Source organism: Candidatus Accumulibacter sp. ACC007, from assembly GCF_907163205.1.
GTDB classification, from domain to species: Bacteria; Pseudomonadota; Gammaproteobacteria; order Burkholderiales; family Rhodocyclaceae; genus Accumulibacter; species Accumulibacter regalis.
In genome coordinates this window covers 185,851-201,600 of the sequence record NZ_CAJQUD010000008.1, presented here as the reverse complement: position 1 = coordinate 201,600, position 15,750 = coordinate 185,851, and the positions used below count along the sequence as shown (strand labels likewise).

General features: G+C 61.4%; 14 protein-coding genes. 6 read left to right on the top strand and 8 right to left on the bottom strand.

Going from position 1 to position 15,750, the window contains the following annotated elements; all coding sequences use genetic code 11:
* Window positions 1-234: 234 nt before the first annotated feature.
* The 3 genes from rraA to clpS all read right to left on the bottom strand — a co-directional run bounded on the left by rraA (window position 235) and on the right by clpS (window position 3,379).
* The gene (gene rraA / locus QZ634_RS17050; protein ID WP_291990463.1) at window positions 235-729 is read right to left on the bottom strand and encodes a ribonuclease E activity regulator RraA; all 495 of its coding nucleotides are present in this window, start codon (window positions 727-729) and stop codon (window positions 235-237) included.
* A gap of 82 nt (window positions 730-811) precedes the next feature.
* Window positions 812-3,070, bottom strand: coding sequence for an ATP-dependent Clp protease ATP-binding subunit ClpA (clpA, locus tag QZ634_RS17045; RefSeq protein WP_291990460.1), 2,259 nt, complete (start codon window positions 3,068-3,070; stop codon window positions 812-814).
* Complete coding sequence (gene clpS, locus QZ634_RS17040; RefSeq protein WP_043564044.1) at window positions 3,071-3,379, bottom strand: ATP-dependent Clp protease adapter ClpS; 309 nt, start codon at window positions 3,377-3,379, stop codon at window positions 3,071-3,073. It lies immediately after the preceding gene.
* A gap of 260 nt (window positions 3,380-3,639) precedes the next feature.
* Here clpS and QZ634_RS17035 point away from each other — a divergent pair, with 260 nt between their 5' ends.
* The gene (locus tag QZ634_RS17035; protein WP_042335273.1) at window positions 3,640-3,843 is read left to right on the top strand and encodes a cold-shock protein; all 204 of its coding nucleotides are present in this window, start codon (window positions 3,640-3,642) and stop codon (window positions 3,841-3,843) included.
* A gap of 87 nt (window positions 3,844-3,930) precedes the next feature.
* On the opposite strand, the gene moaC is transcribed toward QZ634_RS17035, so the two are convergent.
* Window positions 3,931-4,413 carry a cyclic pyranopterin monophosphate synthase MoaC gene (gene moaC / locus QZ634_RS17030; RefSeq protein ID WP_291990459.1) on the bottom strand — a complete coding sequence of 161 codons (483 nt, stop codon included), beginning with the start codon at window positions 4,411-4,413 and terminating at the stop codon, window positions 3,931-3,933.
* Between the two features lie 178 nt (window positions 4,414-4,591).
* Between moaC and QZ634_RS17025 the strand changes: the two genes are divergently transcribed.
* The 3 genes from QZ634_RS17025 to pabB all read left to right on the top strand — a co-directional run bounded on the left by QZ634_RS17025 (window position 4,592) and on the right by pabB (window position 8,181).
* On the top strand, window positions 4,592-6,046 hold the full coding sequence (locus tag QZ634_RS17025) for a M48 family metalloprotease (protein ID WP_291990684.1): 1,455 nt from the start codon (window positions 4,592-4,594) through the stop codon (window positions 6,044-6,046).
* Between the two features lie 41 nt (window positions 6,047-6,087).
* Window positions 6,088-6,315 carry a sulfurtransferase TusA family protein gene (locus QZ634_RS17020; protein ID WP_291990457.1) on the top strand — a complete coding sequence of 76 codons (228 nt, stop codon included), beginning with the start codon at window positions 6,088-6,090 and terminating at the stop codon, window positions 6,313-6,315.
* A gap of 78 nt (window positions 6,316-6,393) precedes the next feature.
* Complete coding sequence (pabB, locus tag QZ634_RS17015) at window positions 6,394-8,181, top strand: aminodeoxychorismate synthase component I (protein WP_291990455.1); 1,788 nt, start codon at window positions 6,394-6,396, stop codon at window positions 8,179-8,181.
* On the opposite strand, the gene QZ634_RS17010 is transcribed toward pabB, so the two are convergent.
* The 4 genes from QZ634_RS17010 to QZ634_RS16995 all read right to left on the bottom strand — a co-directional run bounded on the left by QZ634_RS17010 (window position 8,178) and on the right by QZ634_RS16995 (window position 13,515).
* Window positions 8,178-10,994 carry a valine--tRNA ligase gene (locus QZ634_RS17010; RefSeq protein WP_291990453.1) on the bottom strand — a complete coding sequence of 939 codons (2,817 nt, stop codon included), beginning with the start codon at window positions 10,992-10,994 and terminating at the stop codon, window positions 8,178-8,180. The two genes, pabB and QZ634_RS17010, sit on opposite strands and share 4 nt — an antisense overlap.
* 111 nt (window positions 10,995-11,105) lie before the next feature.
* Window positions 11,106-11,597 carry a hypothetical protein gene (locus QZ634_RS17005; protein WP_291990451.1) on the bottom strand — a complete coding sequence of 164 codons (492 nt, stop codon included), beginning with the start codon at window positions 11,595-11,597 and terminating at the stop codon, window positions 11,106-11,108.
* Window positions 11,597-12,022 carry a DNA polymerase III subunit chi gene (locus tag QZ634_RS17000; RefSeq protein ID WP_291990449.1) on the bottom strand — a complete coding sequence of 142 codons (426 nt, stop codon included), beginning with the start codon at window positions 12,020-12,022 and terminating at the stop codon, window positions 11,597-11,599. The genes QZ634_RS17005 and QZ634_RS17000 overlap by 1 nt, the downstream gene beginning before the upstream one ends.
* A complete protein-coding gene (locus QZ634_RS16995) occupies window positions 12,019-13,515 on the bottom strand; it encodes a leucyl aminopeptidase (RefSeq protein ID WP_291990447.1) in 1,497 nt (498 codons plus the stop codon). Before QZ634_RS16995 ends, QZ634_RS17000 begins: the two co-directional genes overlap by 4 nt.
* Before the next feature lie 73 nt (window positions 13,516-13,588).
* Here QZ634_RS16995 and lptF point away from each other — a divergent pair, with 73 nt between their 5' ends.
* Both lptF and lptG read left to right on the top strand, forming a co-directional pair.
* Window positions 13,589-14,668, top strand: a complete 1,080-nt coding sequence (lptF, locus tag QZ634_RS16990; protein WP_291990445.1) for an LPS export ABC transporter permease LptF — start codon at window positions 13,589-13,591, stop codon at window positions 14,666-14,668.
* Complete coding sequence (gene lptG, locus QZ634_RS16985) at window positions 14,665-15,738, top strand: LPS export ABC transporter permease LptG (RefSeq protein ID WP_291990444.1); 1,074 nt, start codon at window positions 14,665-14,667, stop codon at window positions 15,736-15,738. The genes lptF and lptG overlap by 4 nt, the downstream gene beginning before the upstream one ends.
* Window positions 15,739-15,750: the final 12 nt, after the last annotated feature.

The window sequence follows — 15,750 nt, the reverse complement described above, 5'->3', positions numbered from 1 at the left end:
CGTCGGTGCGGTCTTGACAATAGTGCCGATACGGGCGCGGGACCAGGTATTTCCGGTCTTCAGCAGCACATCCAGTGCCCGTACTCTGGCCGGCCAAGCAAGGGTGGCGGCGCGTTGGTGCGCTTGGCATCGATCACTGTCGCGGCGGGAGAGACGCCGCCACGTGCGCGCTCACGCAACTGTCGCGCTTGCGGGAAATGTTCAGCGTCAACCGCTGGCGGGTCCTCGCGCCGTTCAAGTCAGTGGCTGGTCGCTGACAACCAGGCCGTCGTCATCGACATAGATCCAGTCTCCGGGCCTGAAGGTCACGCCGCCAAAGCTTACCGCCAGATCTCGTTCGCCAATGCCCTTCTTGATGCTTTTCAACGGGTGCGTGTCAAGTGCACGCACCCCAATTTTGATTCCGCTTATGTCATGCGAATCGCGGATGCAACCGTAAACGACAATTCCATTCCACCGGTTCTGGTGCGCCAGGATGGCCAGCTGATCGCCGACCAGCGCGCAGCGCAGGGAGCCGCCACCATCGATGATCAGAACCTTTCCCTCACCATCCTCGGCAAGCGCTGCACGCACCAGAGAATTATCCTCGAAGACCTTCAGAGTGACGATCTCGCCACTGAACGTGCTTTGCCCGCCGTACGGATTGAACATTGGCGTCACGACGCGAACGCTTTCATCGTGAACCTTGCTTTCGTTGTCGTCGAGGAGATCGGCGGTCTTGAAACTCATTGTGCGTGCCTCGTGTGCTTGGTTTGCAGCTGTTCGACGAGCGGCGTGCTTGTCGCGTGGGGGCCGTCACGGCCTGCCATGATCAGGCAATGGCCTCGGACGCCTCTTCGAAAATCAGTTTCACTTTCTGGTCTTCGTCGAGGTCGACGGTGACGTGGCCCCCGTGCGATAGCCGGCCGAACAGCAACTCGTCAGCCAGCGAAGCGCGGATGGTGTCCTGAATCAGACGTGCCATCGGACGCGCGCCCATCATCGGGTCAAAGCCGTGCGTAGCCAGATGGGCCTTGATCGCTGCAGTGAAAATGGCTTCGACCTTCTTTTCGTGCAGCTGCGCTTCGAGCTGCATCAGGAACTTGTCCACGACCCGCAGGATGACTTCGTGATCGAGCGACTTGAAGGAAATCGTGGCGTCGAGCCGGTTACGAAACTCGGGCGTGAAGATGCGTTTGATCTCGATCATTTCATCGCCCGCCTGCCGCGATGCCGTGAAGCCCATTGTCGTTTTTTGGATTGCCTCTTGGCCGGCATTGGTGGTCATGATGATGATCACGTTGCGAAAATCAGCCTTGCGGCCGTTGTTGTCGGTAAGCGTGCCGTGATCCATCACTTGCAGCAGGATGTTGTAGATGTCCGGATGCGCTTTTTCGATCTCGTCAAGGAGCAGAACGCTATAGGGTTTCTTGGTAACGGCTTCGGTCAGCAGGCCGCCCTGGTCGAAGCCGACGTAGCCCGGTGGCGCGCCGATCAGCCGCGAAACCGCGTGCCGCTCCATGTACTCGGACATGTCGAAGCGTATCAGCTCGTTACCGAGGCAGTACGCAAGTTGCTTGGCGACTTCCGTTTTTCCGACGCCGGTGGGGCCCGAAAAAAGGAAGCTGCCGATGGGCTTGGCCGGGTTGCCGAGGCCCGAACGAGCCATCTTGATGGCCCTGGCCAGCGCGTCGATCGCCGCATTCTGACCAAAGACGATAGCCTTCAGATCGCGGTCGAGGTTGCGCAGGTTGTTGCGGTCGTCTGCTGAGACGTGCGTCGACGGGATACGTGCAATCTTGGCAACGATTTCCTCGATGTCGACTTTGCCAATCATCTTTTTCTGCCGCGACTTGGGCAGGATCCGCTGCGCGGCGCCGGCTTCGTCTATGACGTCGATCGCTTTGTCCGGCAGGTGACGGTCGGTGATGAAGCGCACCGACAGCTCGACCGCCGAACTCAGCGCGGCGGCCGAGTACTTGACGCCGTGGTGGGCTTCGAAGCGGGATTTCAAGCCCTTGAGAATGTCTACCGCTTCGGCACTCGACGGCTCGTTGACGTCGATCTTCTGGAATCGCCGCGAGAGCGCGTGGTCTTTCTCGAAAATACCGCGATATTCGTTGTAGGTGGTTGCGCCGATACACTTCAGCTGTCCTGAAGACAGCGCCGGCTTGAGCAGATTGGACGCGTCGAGGGTGCCGCCCGAGGCCGAGCCGGCACCAATCAAGGTATGGATCTCGTCAATGAACAAGATTGCCTGTGGATTCTCGCTGAGTTGCTTGAGAACGGCCTTCAGGCGCTGTTCGAAGTCGCCACGATACTTGGTGCCGGCGAGCAGAGATCCCATATCGAGGCAGTAAACGTTTGCTTTGCCGAGAATTTCGGGAATATCGCACTCGACGATTCGCCGCGCCAGCCCCTCGGCGATCGCTGTCTTGCCGACCCCGGCTTCGCCGACCAGCAGGGGGTTGTTCTTGCGCCGACGGCATAGCGTTTGGATGACCCGTTCAAGTTCCCGGTCGCGACCGATCAGCGGGTCTATCTTGCCCTGAAGAGCCAGGGCGTTGAGATTGATGGTATAGCTTTCGAGTGGCCCGGCAGCACTTTGCTGTTCGCCTTCGGGTTCGACTTCCGGCTCACCGCGTGGCGTGCTCTGTGGAATCCTGCTGATGCCGTGCGAGATGAAATTGACCACGTCGAGGCGGGTCACACCCTGTTTTTGCAGGTAATAAACCGCGTGCGAGTCCTTCTCGCCAAAGATCGCAACAAGAACGTTGGCCCCGTTGACCTCCTTGCGACCAGACGACTGGACGTGCAGGATGGCGCGCTGGATCACACGCTGGAAGCCGAGCGTCGGCTGCGTATCGATTTCGTCCTCGCCAGCGACGGTTGGCGTGTGTTCGCCGATGAAGCGGGTCAGATCCTTGCGCAGCTGCTCGATGCTGGCGCCGCAGGCGCGCATGGCTTCGGCTGCCGACGGGTTATCGAGCAGTGCGAGCAGGAGGTGCTCGACAGTGATGAACTCATGACGCTTCTGTCGCGCTTCAACGAAGGCCATGTGCAAACTTACCTCAAGTTCCTGCGCAATCATTCAGTTTTCCTCCATTACGCACGCCAGGGGGTGCTGGTTGCTTCGTGCGAAGGCTGTGACCTGTTCAACTTTCGTGGCCGCGACGTCGCGCGGATAGACTCCACACACGCCCCGTCCGTCGGTGTGAACTTTGAGCATGATTCGCGTCGCGTGTTCTCGATCCATCCCAAAAAACCGCTGCAGAACGACAATCACGAAATCCATCGGTGTGAAATCGTCGTTCAGCAACAGGACCTTGTAAAGTGGTGGCGGCTTGAGCTGCGTGCGCTGCGCTTGAAGTAGAGAGTTGTCCTGATGCTGTGTTGCCATGCGTGAATTCTAACCAGTCTTTCCGGATCCGCAATACCACCCGTCACCAATTCTCGGTAGCCGGGGGCGGCTGTGCAGGCGCCAGACGATGAAAACGCTTGACGCATCCGCCTGACTTGGCGTAAAAAGGTCGAATGTTTTTGTTCAGGGCTGTGTTCTGCCGGTTTTCGTTCCTGAAAATCCGTCAGCGCAGTGTTTGAATTGGAAACATGCAAGTCGGGCTCCGCCCGGATTTAGTCTTTTTTCAAGGAAGTGGCAATATGGCAACTGGTACAGTTAAGTGGTTCAATGACGCCAAAGGTTTTGGCTTCATTACTCCGGATGATGGTAGTGAAGATCTCTTCGCCCATTTCTCCGCGATCACCATGGGTGGATTCAAGACCCTCAAAGAGGGCGAGAAGGTTTCCTTCGACGTGACGCAGGGCCCGAAGGGCAAGCAAGCATCGAATATCGCGCGCGCCTGATTTTTTTGGGTGTGCAATAAGGGACCCGCCTCTGGCGGGTTTTTTTTCGCGGGTTCTTTTTGCCTTTCGGCGCTGTGTCGGCAGGCGTCAGTTTGCAGTCCAGTGGCCAGACTTGCCGCCGACTTTTTCAAGAAGTCTGATGTTCTCGATACGCATGCCGCGATCGACCGCCTTGCACATGTCGTAGATGGTCAGCAAGGCAATGCTGGTGGCACAAAGGGCTTCCATTTCGACGCCGGTGCGACCAACACACTCCGCCCGGGTCAGGCAATGTACCGTGTTGGCCTCGCTGTCGATCTCGAAGTCGACCGAAACCTTGCTCAGCGCGATTGGATGGCACAAGGGGATCAGGTCGGAGGTTCGCTTGGCGCCTTGTATGGCGGCAATTCTCGCGATGCCGAGAACGTCGCCCTTCTTCGCCGAACCGTCGACGATCAGAAGCAGGGTTTCAGGGCGCATCAGGATGCTGCCGGCGGCGCATGCCTGGCGGGCGGTCTCGGCCTTGTCGCCGACGTCAACCATCTGGGCCTGGCCCAGTGAATTGAAATGAGTAAGTGGACTGACTGACATAGGCGGTAGGGGAGGCATAAGGGTCGCTGATGGGGGTGATGCCAGTCGCGGGGATCACTTGACAACCAGCCGAGGGCGCCTAGTAACGCTTGGTGACAATTCACCAGAGCACAATTGGGTATCATAGCAAATCTTTGTCGGCGGGCGCCGAGGCGGGCCGGGGGGTGTCTTGAGCAGAATGATTTGTGCCGCAGTGTCCTTGACCTTTGCGGTTTTCGCGGGCAGTTCCTCGCCGGTTGCGGCCGATGGCCTTCCCGAGCTTGGTGACGCGTCGCGGGTTGACCTCTCGCCGCAGCTTGAGCGCAAGATCGGAGAGCGGATTTTCAATGACATACGCGTGCGCGAGCCGAGCTACGTTGACGACCCCGAGGTCAATGACTACCTGAATCTCCTTGGTGGCCGCCTGGTCGCCGCGAGTTCGAATGCGGCGGGCGATTACTATTTTTTTGCGATTCGTGACAACACGGTGAACGCCTTTGCAATGTTTGGCGGTTTCATCGGGGTCAACACCGGCACGCTGCTTACCGCGCAATCGGAGTCCGAGTTGGCCGGCGTGATCGCCCACGAGATTTCACACGTGAGCCAGAATCACCTCGCGCGGCAGATTGCCAGGGAAAAGCAGAGCTCGATCGCCACCATGGTCGCCATGGCCGTTGGTGTTCTTGCTGCGCGTTCAAACTCGCAGGTGGCGTCTGCGGCGATCGCCTCGGCGCAGGCCGCGTCGATTCAATCGCAACTGGCCTACAGTCGTGACTTCGAGCGCGAAGCCGACCGGCTCGGCTTTCAAACGCTGACCAAGGCCGGCTACGACGTGCGTGGTATGGGTGACTTCTTTGGCCGCATGCAGCTGGCAGGTCGGGTGTACGAGAACAACGCTCCGGTTTATCTGCGTTCGCACCCGCTGACCGTAGAGCGCATCTCCGACATGCAGAACAGGTCGCAGGATGCTTCCTACCGTCAGGTTGCCGACAGCGTTGATTTTCATCTGGTGCGGGCCAAGCTGCGGGCGCAGGCGGCGACGCCTGGCGAGGCGGTTAGCGAGTTCAGCAAGCTGCTGCGCGAAAAGAAATATGCTTCTGAGGTGGCGATCCGCTACGGGCTCGCGTATTCGCTATTGCAGGCCAAGGATGTCGCCGCCGCGCAGAAGGAGCTGGGCGCGCTGCTGGCGCTCAAGGCTTCATCGCCGATGATCGCCGGCCTGGCGGCACGCACCGAAATTGCCGCTGGCAATCAAGCCGGCGCGACAAAGATCTATCGCGACGCGCTGCAACGCTATCCACAGTCCAAGGCATTAGTTTATGGCTACGCGGACGCCCTGCTGGCGGGGCGGCAATACGAGCAGAGCTTGAAGTTTCTCGACTCGCAGCTACAGCTCTACAGCGCAGACTACAAGCTGTATGCTTTGCAGGCGAAGACTTTTGCGGCGCTTGGCAAGCGCCTGCAGCAACACCGTTCGCAGGCCGAGTCCTACCTGTTGCTGGGGCAGTTGGGTGCTGCCGTCGAACAGTTGCAGTTCGCGCAACAGGCTGGTGACGGCGACTTTTTCGAGAAATCCGCGGTCGACGCTCGCCTGCGCGACCTGCGCAAGCTGCTGGCGGAAGAGGTCAGCGAGAAGAAGCGCAATGGCGGTTAGAGTGGTTAGAATATGCCCTCGATTTTGTTCTGGACCACAACATGCATTGCGATCGCGAGCTCGACGTCAAAGGGCTGAAGTGCCCACTGCCGATTCTGCGTACGAAGAAGGCGCTGTCCGAGATGTCGTCGGGTGATGTGCTGCATGTCCTGGCGACTGACCCGGGTTCGGTCAAGGACTTTCAGGCTTTCGCCAAACAGACCGGCAACGAGCTGCTGTCGAACGCCGAAGGCAATCAGGTTTTCGAGTTCTACCTCAAGCGCAAGTAGTGTCCGCTGCTGGTGCGACGGAGTGCTTCAGCCGGCGCCGCTGGGCCAGGCTGGCACGCGCGGTCGATTCGCTGACTGATGCTGGCTGGCGCTCAGTTCGCGCTGTTCGATGGCGACGCTGGCCGTGCCGCCTTGCTGACGGGTTTCCAGCGCTCCTTTGTCCTTGCGGCTTCCGGCGACCCTGGCGCCGCTTTCAGCACGATTGAAGCGGCGCTTGCGGCCGGTCAGTGGCTGGCTGTGGCGGCCGACTACGCCCTCGGCGCATCCTTCGAGCCGACAGTGCCCGCGGCACCCGGCGACCGGCCGGTGTTGCGGGCCTGGGTATTTGCCGAGGGTCGAGTGCTCGATGCGCCGGCCGTCGCCGCCTTCCTTGCCGAGCAACTGGCGGCGCTGCCCGAGTACCAGCAGGTGGCGGGAATTGCGGACTTGTGTCCCGCCGTCGATGCGGCGAGGTATGCCGCGCAGGTCAGGCAGATTCATCGCTGGATCAGGGACGGCGATTGCTACCAAATCAACCTCACATTTCCGCTGACTTTCGGGTTTTACGGACATCCTCTGGCGCTCTATGCGCGCCTGCGCGAACGACAGCCGGTTCGTTATGGGGGCTTTCTCGGCAGCGGCGACGAAGCCATCCTTTCCTTCTCGCCGGAGTTGTTTTTCGAGCGCGTCGGCGACCACGTAGTCACTCGGCCGATGAAAGGAACGGCACCGCGCGGCAGGACGCCACCGGAAGATCAGGCGAATCGTGCGGCCTTGCTGGCGTCGGCCAAGGAGCGGGCGGAGAACATCATGATCGTCGATCTGCTGCGCAACGACCTGGGGCGCCTGGCGCAGCCCGGAAAGGTGACAGTCGAAGCCTTGTGTGCGGCGGAGGCCTACCCGACCCTGTGGCAGATGGTGTCTACCGTCGCCGCAGACTTGCCTGGCGTTGGGATCACCGAGCTCTTTGCCGCCCTGTTTCCCTGCGGCTCGATCACCGGGGCGCCGAAGATCAGAGCCATGCAGCGCATCGCCGAGCTTGAAGAGTCGCCGCGCGGGCTGTACACGGGAGCCCTTGGCTGGCTGGCGCCGGGCGGTGACTGTCGCTTCAACGTCGCCATTCGCACCGTCGAGGCCGGCCCGCATGGCCAGGCTCGACTAGGCGTGGGCAGTGGTATCGTGATTGACTCCGACGCGCAGCGCGAGTACGCGGAATGCCTGCTGAAAGCAAGCTTTCTGACCGCCTTCGATCCGGGATTCGAACTCGTCGAGACCCTGCGCCTTGAAGAAGGCGGCTATCCACTGCTGGACCTGCATCTCGAGCGCCTGCAGGCATCCGCACGCAGCCTCGGGTTCGCCTGCGCGCTGGTCAAGGTCGCGGCGGCGCTGTCTGCCGAGGCGGCGGCGCGGCCCAAAGCATTGTTTCGCGTTCGCTTGACCCTGGCACACAACGGGAGCTGCCGTGTCGAGGTCTCCGCTTTGCGCGAAGAACCCGGGCAAAGCTGGCGGGTGTGCCTGGCTAGCGAAGTGCTACCTGCTGATGACTATCTACTGCGCCACAAAACCACCGCGCGTGCCCGCTACGACCGCACGCTGGCGGGGCTCGCCGCGCGGCCAGCGCTGTTCGACGCGATCTTCCTCAACAGCCGCGGCGAGGTGTGTGAAGGTGCGCGCAGCAACGTTTTCGTCGAGCGCGACGGCGTGCTGCTGACTCCGCCGCTGGCTTGCGGGCTACTGCCAGGCGTCATGCGGCGCACGCTGCTCGAGTCCGGACGTGCCGTCGAGCAGGTCCTGCGGCGTGAGGACTTGCTGCAGGCGCCGGCCTTGTACGTCGGCAACGCCTTGCGCGGCCTGCTGCCGGTGGTCCTTGAAGCCGACCCGGGTTAGCGGCGCAGGCGTTCGCGCTGCGGGGCGAGTTTTTCCAGCGTTGCCAGGAAGTCGTCGAGACGCTTCTTTTCCTGTTCAACAACTGCCGCTGGGGCGCGCGCGACAAAGCTCTCGTTGGCGAGTTTGGCTCTCGCCTTGTCGATCTCGCCGCCCAGGCGGGCGATCTCCTTGTCGAGCCGCTGGCCTTCGACGGCGACGTCGATCTCAACCTGCAACATGAGCTTGGTTCGTCCGACGATGGCGATCGGTGCGCTGGCGTCGGCGGGCAGGTCGTCGACAACCTGCATTTCCGAGAGCTTGCAGAGCGGTTTCAGGTAAGGTGAGAAGGTGGCCAGCGTGGCGCTGTCGCCACTGGCGAGCAGGGGCACCTTTTGCGCCGGCGAAAGATTCATCTCCCCGCGCAGGTTGCGGCAGGCGTAGGCCAGGTCCTTCAATTGCTGGACGCTCGCTTCGCTGACCGGGTCGATTTTTTCCGGCTGCGCCTGTGGATAGGCAGCGAGCATCACCGAGTCGTGTGTCTTGCGGCCAGCAATCGGTGCCAGGGCCTGCCAGAGTTCTTCGGTAATGAATGGCAGCAGCGGATGCGCCAGGCGCAGGACGGTTTCCAGCACTCTTGCCAGCGTCCGTCGGGTGGCGCGAATTTCCTGTTCGTTGCCCCCCTGCAACTGAACTTTGGACAGTTCGACGTACCAGTCGCAGAACTCGTCCCAGACGAACTCGTAGACCGAGCGCGCCAGCAGGTCGAAGCGGTAATCGGCATAGTGCTGTGCGACCTCGGCTTCGGTGCGTTGCAGCTTGCTGACGATCCAGCGGTCGGCGAAGGAGAAGCTCAGGGCCGTCGAGCAGCTCTCCGGGGTGCAGGCCGACAGCCCGAGATCCTGGTCAGCCGTGTGCATCAGTACGTAGCGGGTCGCGTTCCACAGCTTGTTGCAGAAATTGCGGTAGCCTTCGCAGCGGCTGAGGTCGAACTTGATGTCGCGGCCGGGACTGGCCAGCGACAGGAAGGTGAAACGCAGGGCGTCGGTGCCGAAAGCCTGAATGCCCTCGGGGAATTCCTTGCGGGTGCGCTTTTCGATTTGCGCCGCCTGCTTGGGGTTCATCAGGCCGCTGGTCCGCTTGCTGATCAGCGCGTCGAGATCGATGCCATCGATGAGGTCGATCGGGTCGAGAACATTGCCCTTGGACTTGCTCATCTTCTGCCCTTCGGCATCGCGGATCAGCCCGTGCACGTAGACATGCTTGAACGGGATCTTGCCGGTGATGTGGCGGGTCATCATCACCATTCGCGCGACCCAGAAGAAAATGATGTCGAAACCGGTGACCAGCACCGTAGACGGCAGATACAGTTCTAGTGCGCTGTTCGTCTCCGCCGGCCACTGCGGCGTCCAGTCGAGCGTCGAGAAGGGCCACAGCGCGGACGAATACCAGGTGTCGAGGACGTCCGGATCGCGGCTCAGCCGGCCGTCATAGCCCTGTTCGTCGGCCTGGGCCCTGGCCTCGCCTTCATCATGGGCGACGAAGATACGCCCATCGTCGCCGTACCATGCCGGGATCTGGTGGCCCCACCACAATTGCCGCGATATGCACCAGTCCTGAATGTTGTTCAGCCACTGGTTGTAGGTGTTGACCCAGTTTTCAGGGAAGAACCTGATTTCACCCGAGGCCACGCATTCAAGAGCCTTGCCGGCGATGCTGCTGCCGTCGGCACCGGCCTTGCTCATGGCGACGAACCACTGATCGGTGAGCATCGGTTCGATGACCACACCGGTGCGGTCGCCGCGCGGCACTTTCAGGGTATGTGGCTCGACCTTGTCCAGGAAACCCTGTTCTTCGAGGTCGGCGACGACCTGCTGGCGAGCGGCAAAGCGATCCATGCCTTGGTAGCATGCCGGCGCATTCTCGTTGATGCGGGCGTCGAGTGTCAGGATCGGGATCATCGGCAGTTGGTGCCGCTGACCGACTGCGTAGTCGTTGAAGTCGTGTGCCGGAGTGACCTTGACGCAGCCGGTACCGAAGGCGGGGTCCACGTAGGCGTCGGCAATAATCGGAATTTCACGCTCGCAAAGCGGTAGTCTGACCATCTTGCCGAGCAGGTGACGATAGCGCTCGTCGTCCGGATGGACCATCAGGGCGGTATCGCCGAGCATCGTTTCCGGTCGTGTCGTGGCAACGGTCAGCGTCGCACTACCGTCGCTCAACGGGTAGCGAATGTGCCAGAGGTGGCCCTGCTCTTCCTCCTGCGCCACTTCGAGGTCGGAGACCGCCGTCTGCAGGACCGGATCCCAGTTGACCAGGCGCTTGCCGCGGTAGATCAGGCCTTCCTTGTACAGCCGGACGAAGGTCTCGGTGACCGTCTTCGACAGGCCTGCGTCCATGGTGAAGCGTTCGCGGCTCCAGTCCGGCGAGGTTCCCAGGCGACGCATCTGCTGGGTGATGGTGTTGCCCGAGAATTCCTTCCACTGCCAGACTTTCTCGAGAAACTTCTCGCGGCCGAGGTCGTGCCGGGAGATCCCCTGTCCGTCCAGCTGGCGCTCGACGACGATCTGGGTGGCGATGCCGGCGTGATCGGTTCCCGGTTGCCACAGCGTGTTGTCGCCGCGCATGCGATGGTAACGGGTGAGGGCGTCCATGATCGCCTGGTTGAAGCCGTGCCCCATGTGCAGGGTGCCGGTGACGTTTGGTGGCGGCAGCAGAATGCAGAAGGCTTCGGGTCTGTCGGTCGCGAGGCCGGCGCCGAAGTAGCCTCTGGCTTCCCATTCGGGGTACCAGCGACGCTCGATGTCGGCCGGTTCAAAGCTCTTGGCGAGTTCCATGGAGGAGGGTGAGGGTGGATTTCAGGAGCGCGCATTATACCGGATCGCGCTGCAGCTCCGGGCCACGACGCGCGGTGACGCTGACCCGGTCCAAGCCGATCCGCCCGACTCCTACTTCTGCTCCTGCTTGGCTTCGCCGCTCGCCGGCTCTTCCAGCGGCAGTTGCAGTTGCCCGCGCTGGGCAATGAAATCGCTTGCCGCAGTGGCGATGCTCGCTTCGATACCGTGGCGCAAGTTCTCGGCAGCCTCGGCAGTGGCGGCCTCGACCAGTGCCGGCAAGGCCGCGGCCAGATGTCGGTCGATGAGTTCCGCAAACTCCGCGGCAAGCGTCGGGCGCAGGTTCGCAGCGATGTCATCGACGCTTGTTTCGGGTTCAGCCTCGACCGCAACGACGACATCCGTCAACAGCGGCAGATCATCGTCTTCGCTGCCCCTGTGGCCAAAGCGCCGGCTGCCGTCCACATGGTCGGAATCTGCCGAGGCCAGGAAGCTGCGCCGCCGGCGCATCGGGCGCGCGCTGTTGGTCTGCTCGTCGCGCCTTGCCCCGGCGTCGGCGTTGATCAGCGAATTGGCGCGGTCGAGCAGGTCTTCGTCATCGGCCATCAGTGCTTTCCTGTGCAATCGACATATCTGACATCGTAGCCGCGATCCTTGTAGAAGCGGGCGCGCTTGCGGCCGTCGGCGCGTTCCTCATCGCCGCGGCCGACGATTTCAATCAGGCTCGTAAAACGGGAAAAGCCCGGCGGCACGTCGCTGGAAAGGTTGAAAAGCCGTTCGTCGTGGGGTAGTGACTCCAGCGTGCGGGTGATGACAACCGGCGTTTGAGCGGCCAGCGGCGAGTCGGCGCCGACGTGCGGGACGAAGCCCGTTGGCGGCTGCCCCCATAGCTGTCGGTCGAGCGCGGCCGCGATCTCGGCGTCGGGCGCGTAGACCAGCAAGGCCTTCTTCTGCGCGAAGGTCCTGCCGATGAGGAAGGCGGTCGTGCCGATGCGGTTCGCAGCGTTGTGGTAGAAGAAAATTTGTGTCACTTGAGTTTTCCGGCACGCTTGAGCAGGTAATGCATCAGCAGCGGTACCGGTCGTCCGGTGGCCCCCTTTTCGGCTCCCGACGTCCAGGCGGTGCCGGCGATGTCGAGGTGGGCCCAGACGTATTTCTTGGTGAAGCGGGCAAGAAAGCAGGCGGCGGTGATGCTGCCGCCCCAACGGCCGCCGATATTGGCCATGTCGGCGAAGGGGCTCTTGAGCAGTTCCTGGTAGTCATTCCAGAGCGGCATTTGCCAGGCGCGGTCGTGCGCTTCGTCACCCGCGTGTTCCAGCTCCCGGGCCAGCGTATCGTTGTTGGCGAACAGGCCGGTGGCGACATGACCAAGCGCGACGACGCAGGCGCCGGTGAGGGTGGCGACGTCGATCACCGTGTCCGGCTCGAAGCGTGCGGCGTAGGTCAGGGCGTCACAGAGAATCAGGCGGCCTTCCGCGTCGGTGTTGAGGATTTCGATGGTCTGCCCGGACATCGAGGTGACGATGTCGCCTGGTCGGCTGGCGCCACCGCCCGGCATGTTCTCCGTGCTCGGCACGATCACCGTCAGGTTGAGCGGCAGCTTCATCAGGGCCGCTGCCTTGATGGTGCCGAGTACGCTGGCAGCGCCGCACATGTCGTACTTCATCTCGTCCATTTCTGGCGCTGGTTTGAGCGAAATGCCGCCGCTATCGAAGGTGACGCCCTTGCCGACCAGGACGACCGGCTTCTCGTCGCTCTTGCCACCCTTGTACTGCAGGACAATGAGCTTCGGCGCCTGGTGTGAGCTCTGCGCGACCGAGAGCAGCGCGTGCATGCCCAGCGCAGCCATCTCCTCGCGTTCAAGAATCTGGCACTCGATCTGGTGTTCTTCGGCCAGCTTCTGCGCGGTTTCAGCGAGAAAGCTCGGGGTGCACACGTTGCCGGGAAGATTGGCAAGATCCTTGGCCAGCGACATACCTTCGGCGATGGCCTGCCCCTCGCACAGCGCTTCTTCGGCGGCGGCCAGTTCGTTCCGGCGATCGACAATGAAGGTCAGCTTGCGCAGCGGGCGACGGACTTTATCCTTCTTGCTCTTGAACTGGTCGAAGCGATAGACGGTTTGCTGTGCGACCAGCGCCGCCTGGCGTACGCGCCAGGCGGCGCTGCGCTTGCGGACGCTGGTTTCGGTGAGGAAGACCGTGCCGTCAAACGAGCCTGTTTCGTTTAGGGTTCTGACGGCGCTGCGAATCGCGTCGCAGTACTCCCGATCGCCAAATTCCTTTTCCTTGCCGAGGCCGACCAGAAGGACACGGTCGCAAAGTGTCCCCGGGACGTTGTGCAGCAGCAAGGTGGTGCCGGCCTTGCCCTCCATGTCGCCGCGGCGAATGATGTCCGAAAGATGGCTGCGTGCCGCGTTATCGATGAGCTCGGCGGCCAGCGTCAGCTTGCGAGGTTCGAAAACCCCGACCACCACACAGGCGCTGCGCTGCTTCTCCGGGTTACCGCTTTTTATGCTAAATTCCACTCACCCTCCCCAGGACAGGCGTGTTTCGTCGAAAACGCCGATTATCACTGCAGTTTTTCACCAAAGTCAAAAAATGATCTTCCAGCGTGCTGTCCGACGCGAGTTCGCCCACTCGACCGCCGGTGTTTTCATAGCGCTTTTTGCGATTCTGGTGACCACGCAGTTGATCCGCCTGCTCAACGAAGCTGCGCAGGGCGAAGTCGACCCAGGGGCTGTGGCCGCGCTGCTTGGTTTCGCAGCGCTCAATTATCTCCCGCCGCTGTTGTCGCTTTCCTTGTTCGTTGCCATTCTGTTGACCCTTTCGCGCAGCTATCGTGACTCGGAGATGGTCGTCTGGTTCTCTTCCGGGCTGTCGCTGACGGCCTGGATGCGACCGGTAGTCACCTTTGCCCTCCCCCTGGTAATCACCATCGGCTTGCTGTCGCTGTTTCTCTCGCCCTGGGCCTTGTCGCAGAGCGCCGAATACCGCGGCAAGCTGAGCAACCAGAAGGATGCCGGACAAATCTCTCCAGGAACCTTCCAGGAATCATCGGCGGGTGACCGGGTGATCTTTGTTGAAGCGGTGGCCGAAGACACCAGCCACGTGCGCAACGTCTTTGTCAGCGAAGCCGCACCCGAGCGCCTCGGGGTGACGATGGCCGGAACGGGCCATCAGGAGACGGCGGCCAACGGTGATCGCTTCATTGTCCTGCAGGACGGTCGTCGTTACGAGCTCGATCCGGGCACGGCCGGTTTCCGTATTCTCGAGTACGCACGCTATGCTGTTCGCCTGGAGACCAAGGAGGCGCGTGGCATCGAGCGGACACCCAAGAACATGCCGCCGCTGGAGTTGCTGCAACTCGACTTGCCTCCCTATCGGGCAGAGTTGCTGTGGCGCGTTGGCATGCCGCTTGCTGCCGCAGTGCTGGCCTTGTTGGCGATTCCGCTGTCGTTCGTCAACCCGCGCGCGGGTCGTTCGGCGAACATGCTCCTGGCCATACTGGTTTACGTGATCTACAACAATCTGCTGACCATCAGCCAGGGCTGGGTAGCCAGTGGCCAGGTGTCTTTTGCCGTCGGCGTCTTGGTGGTCCATCTGTTCATGCTGCTTCTCTTGCCGTTTCTTTTCTACAACCGTATAGCCGTGTCATCTTTCCTGCGCCTCGCCCGATGAAGATCTATCGTCGTTACCTGGTGCGTGAGGTGTCTGCCGCCATCCTCTTGGTCTTGCTGGCGTTTCTGGCGCTGTTTGCCTTTTTTGACATGCTTGGCGAGGTCAAGGACATCGGGCGGGGCGGCTACCAACTCCGCCATGCGTTTGGTTTCGTCATGCTACGCCTGCCGGGGCGGGTCTACGAGCTGATGCCGATTGCCGTTCTGATCGGGACGCTCTACGCCTTGTCGTCTTTGGCTCGTCATTCCGAGATTACCGTTCTCCGGGTTTCTGGTCTCTCTTCGGGAGCCCTGTTGCGCGGCTTGTTTCTGGTCGCCGGCTTGTTTGCCGTCGCCACCTTCCTGATCGGCGAGTATGTGGCGCCGACGGCCGAGCGAGAGGCCAACCAATTGCGCTTGAAAGCCAGGGGTCGAATGATCGGGCAGGACTTGCGTTCAGGATTGTGGGTCAAGGACGAGCGAAGTTTCATCAACGTGCGCGTTGTGCTGCCGGATACGCGTTTGCGGGGGATTCGCATTTACGAGTTCGACGAGGAGGCGAAGTTGCACTCGTTCACCGAGGCCGCCGAGGGCGAATACGTGCTTCCTGACAGCTGGCGCTTGAGCAATGTAGTGCAGACGGTCCTGCATGCCGAGCGTGCCGATGTTCAGCAGATCCCCGAGATGGTCTGGCATTCGGCGCTGAACCCGGACATCCTGGCGGTACTTATGGTTTCTCCCGATCGGATGTCGCTGCGACACTTGGCGACCTATACCAAGCACCTGTCCGACAATCGCCAGACCACCAACCGGTATGACATTGCATTGTGGAAAAAGGTGGTCTACCCACTCGCTGCGTTCGTGATGGTCGCTCTGGCCCTACCCTTTGGCGGTGCGCACTACCGATCTGACGCAGTGGGCCTCAAGATCTTCTCCGGGGTGATGATCGGCATCCTGTTCCACATGCTCAACGGCTTGTTTGCCAATCTTGGCGCGATCAATAGTTGGTCGCCATTGCTCAGTGCGGTCACGCCGTCGCTGCTCTTCCTGCTGGCCGCGATCACGATGATCTGGTGGGTCGAGCGACGCTGATTGGCGGAGTGC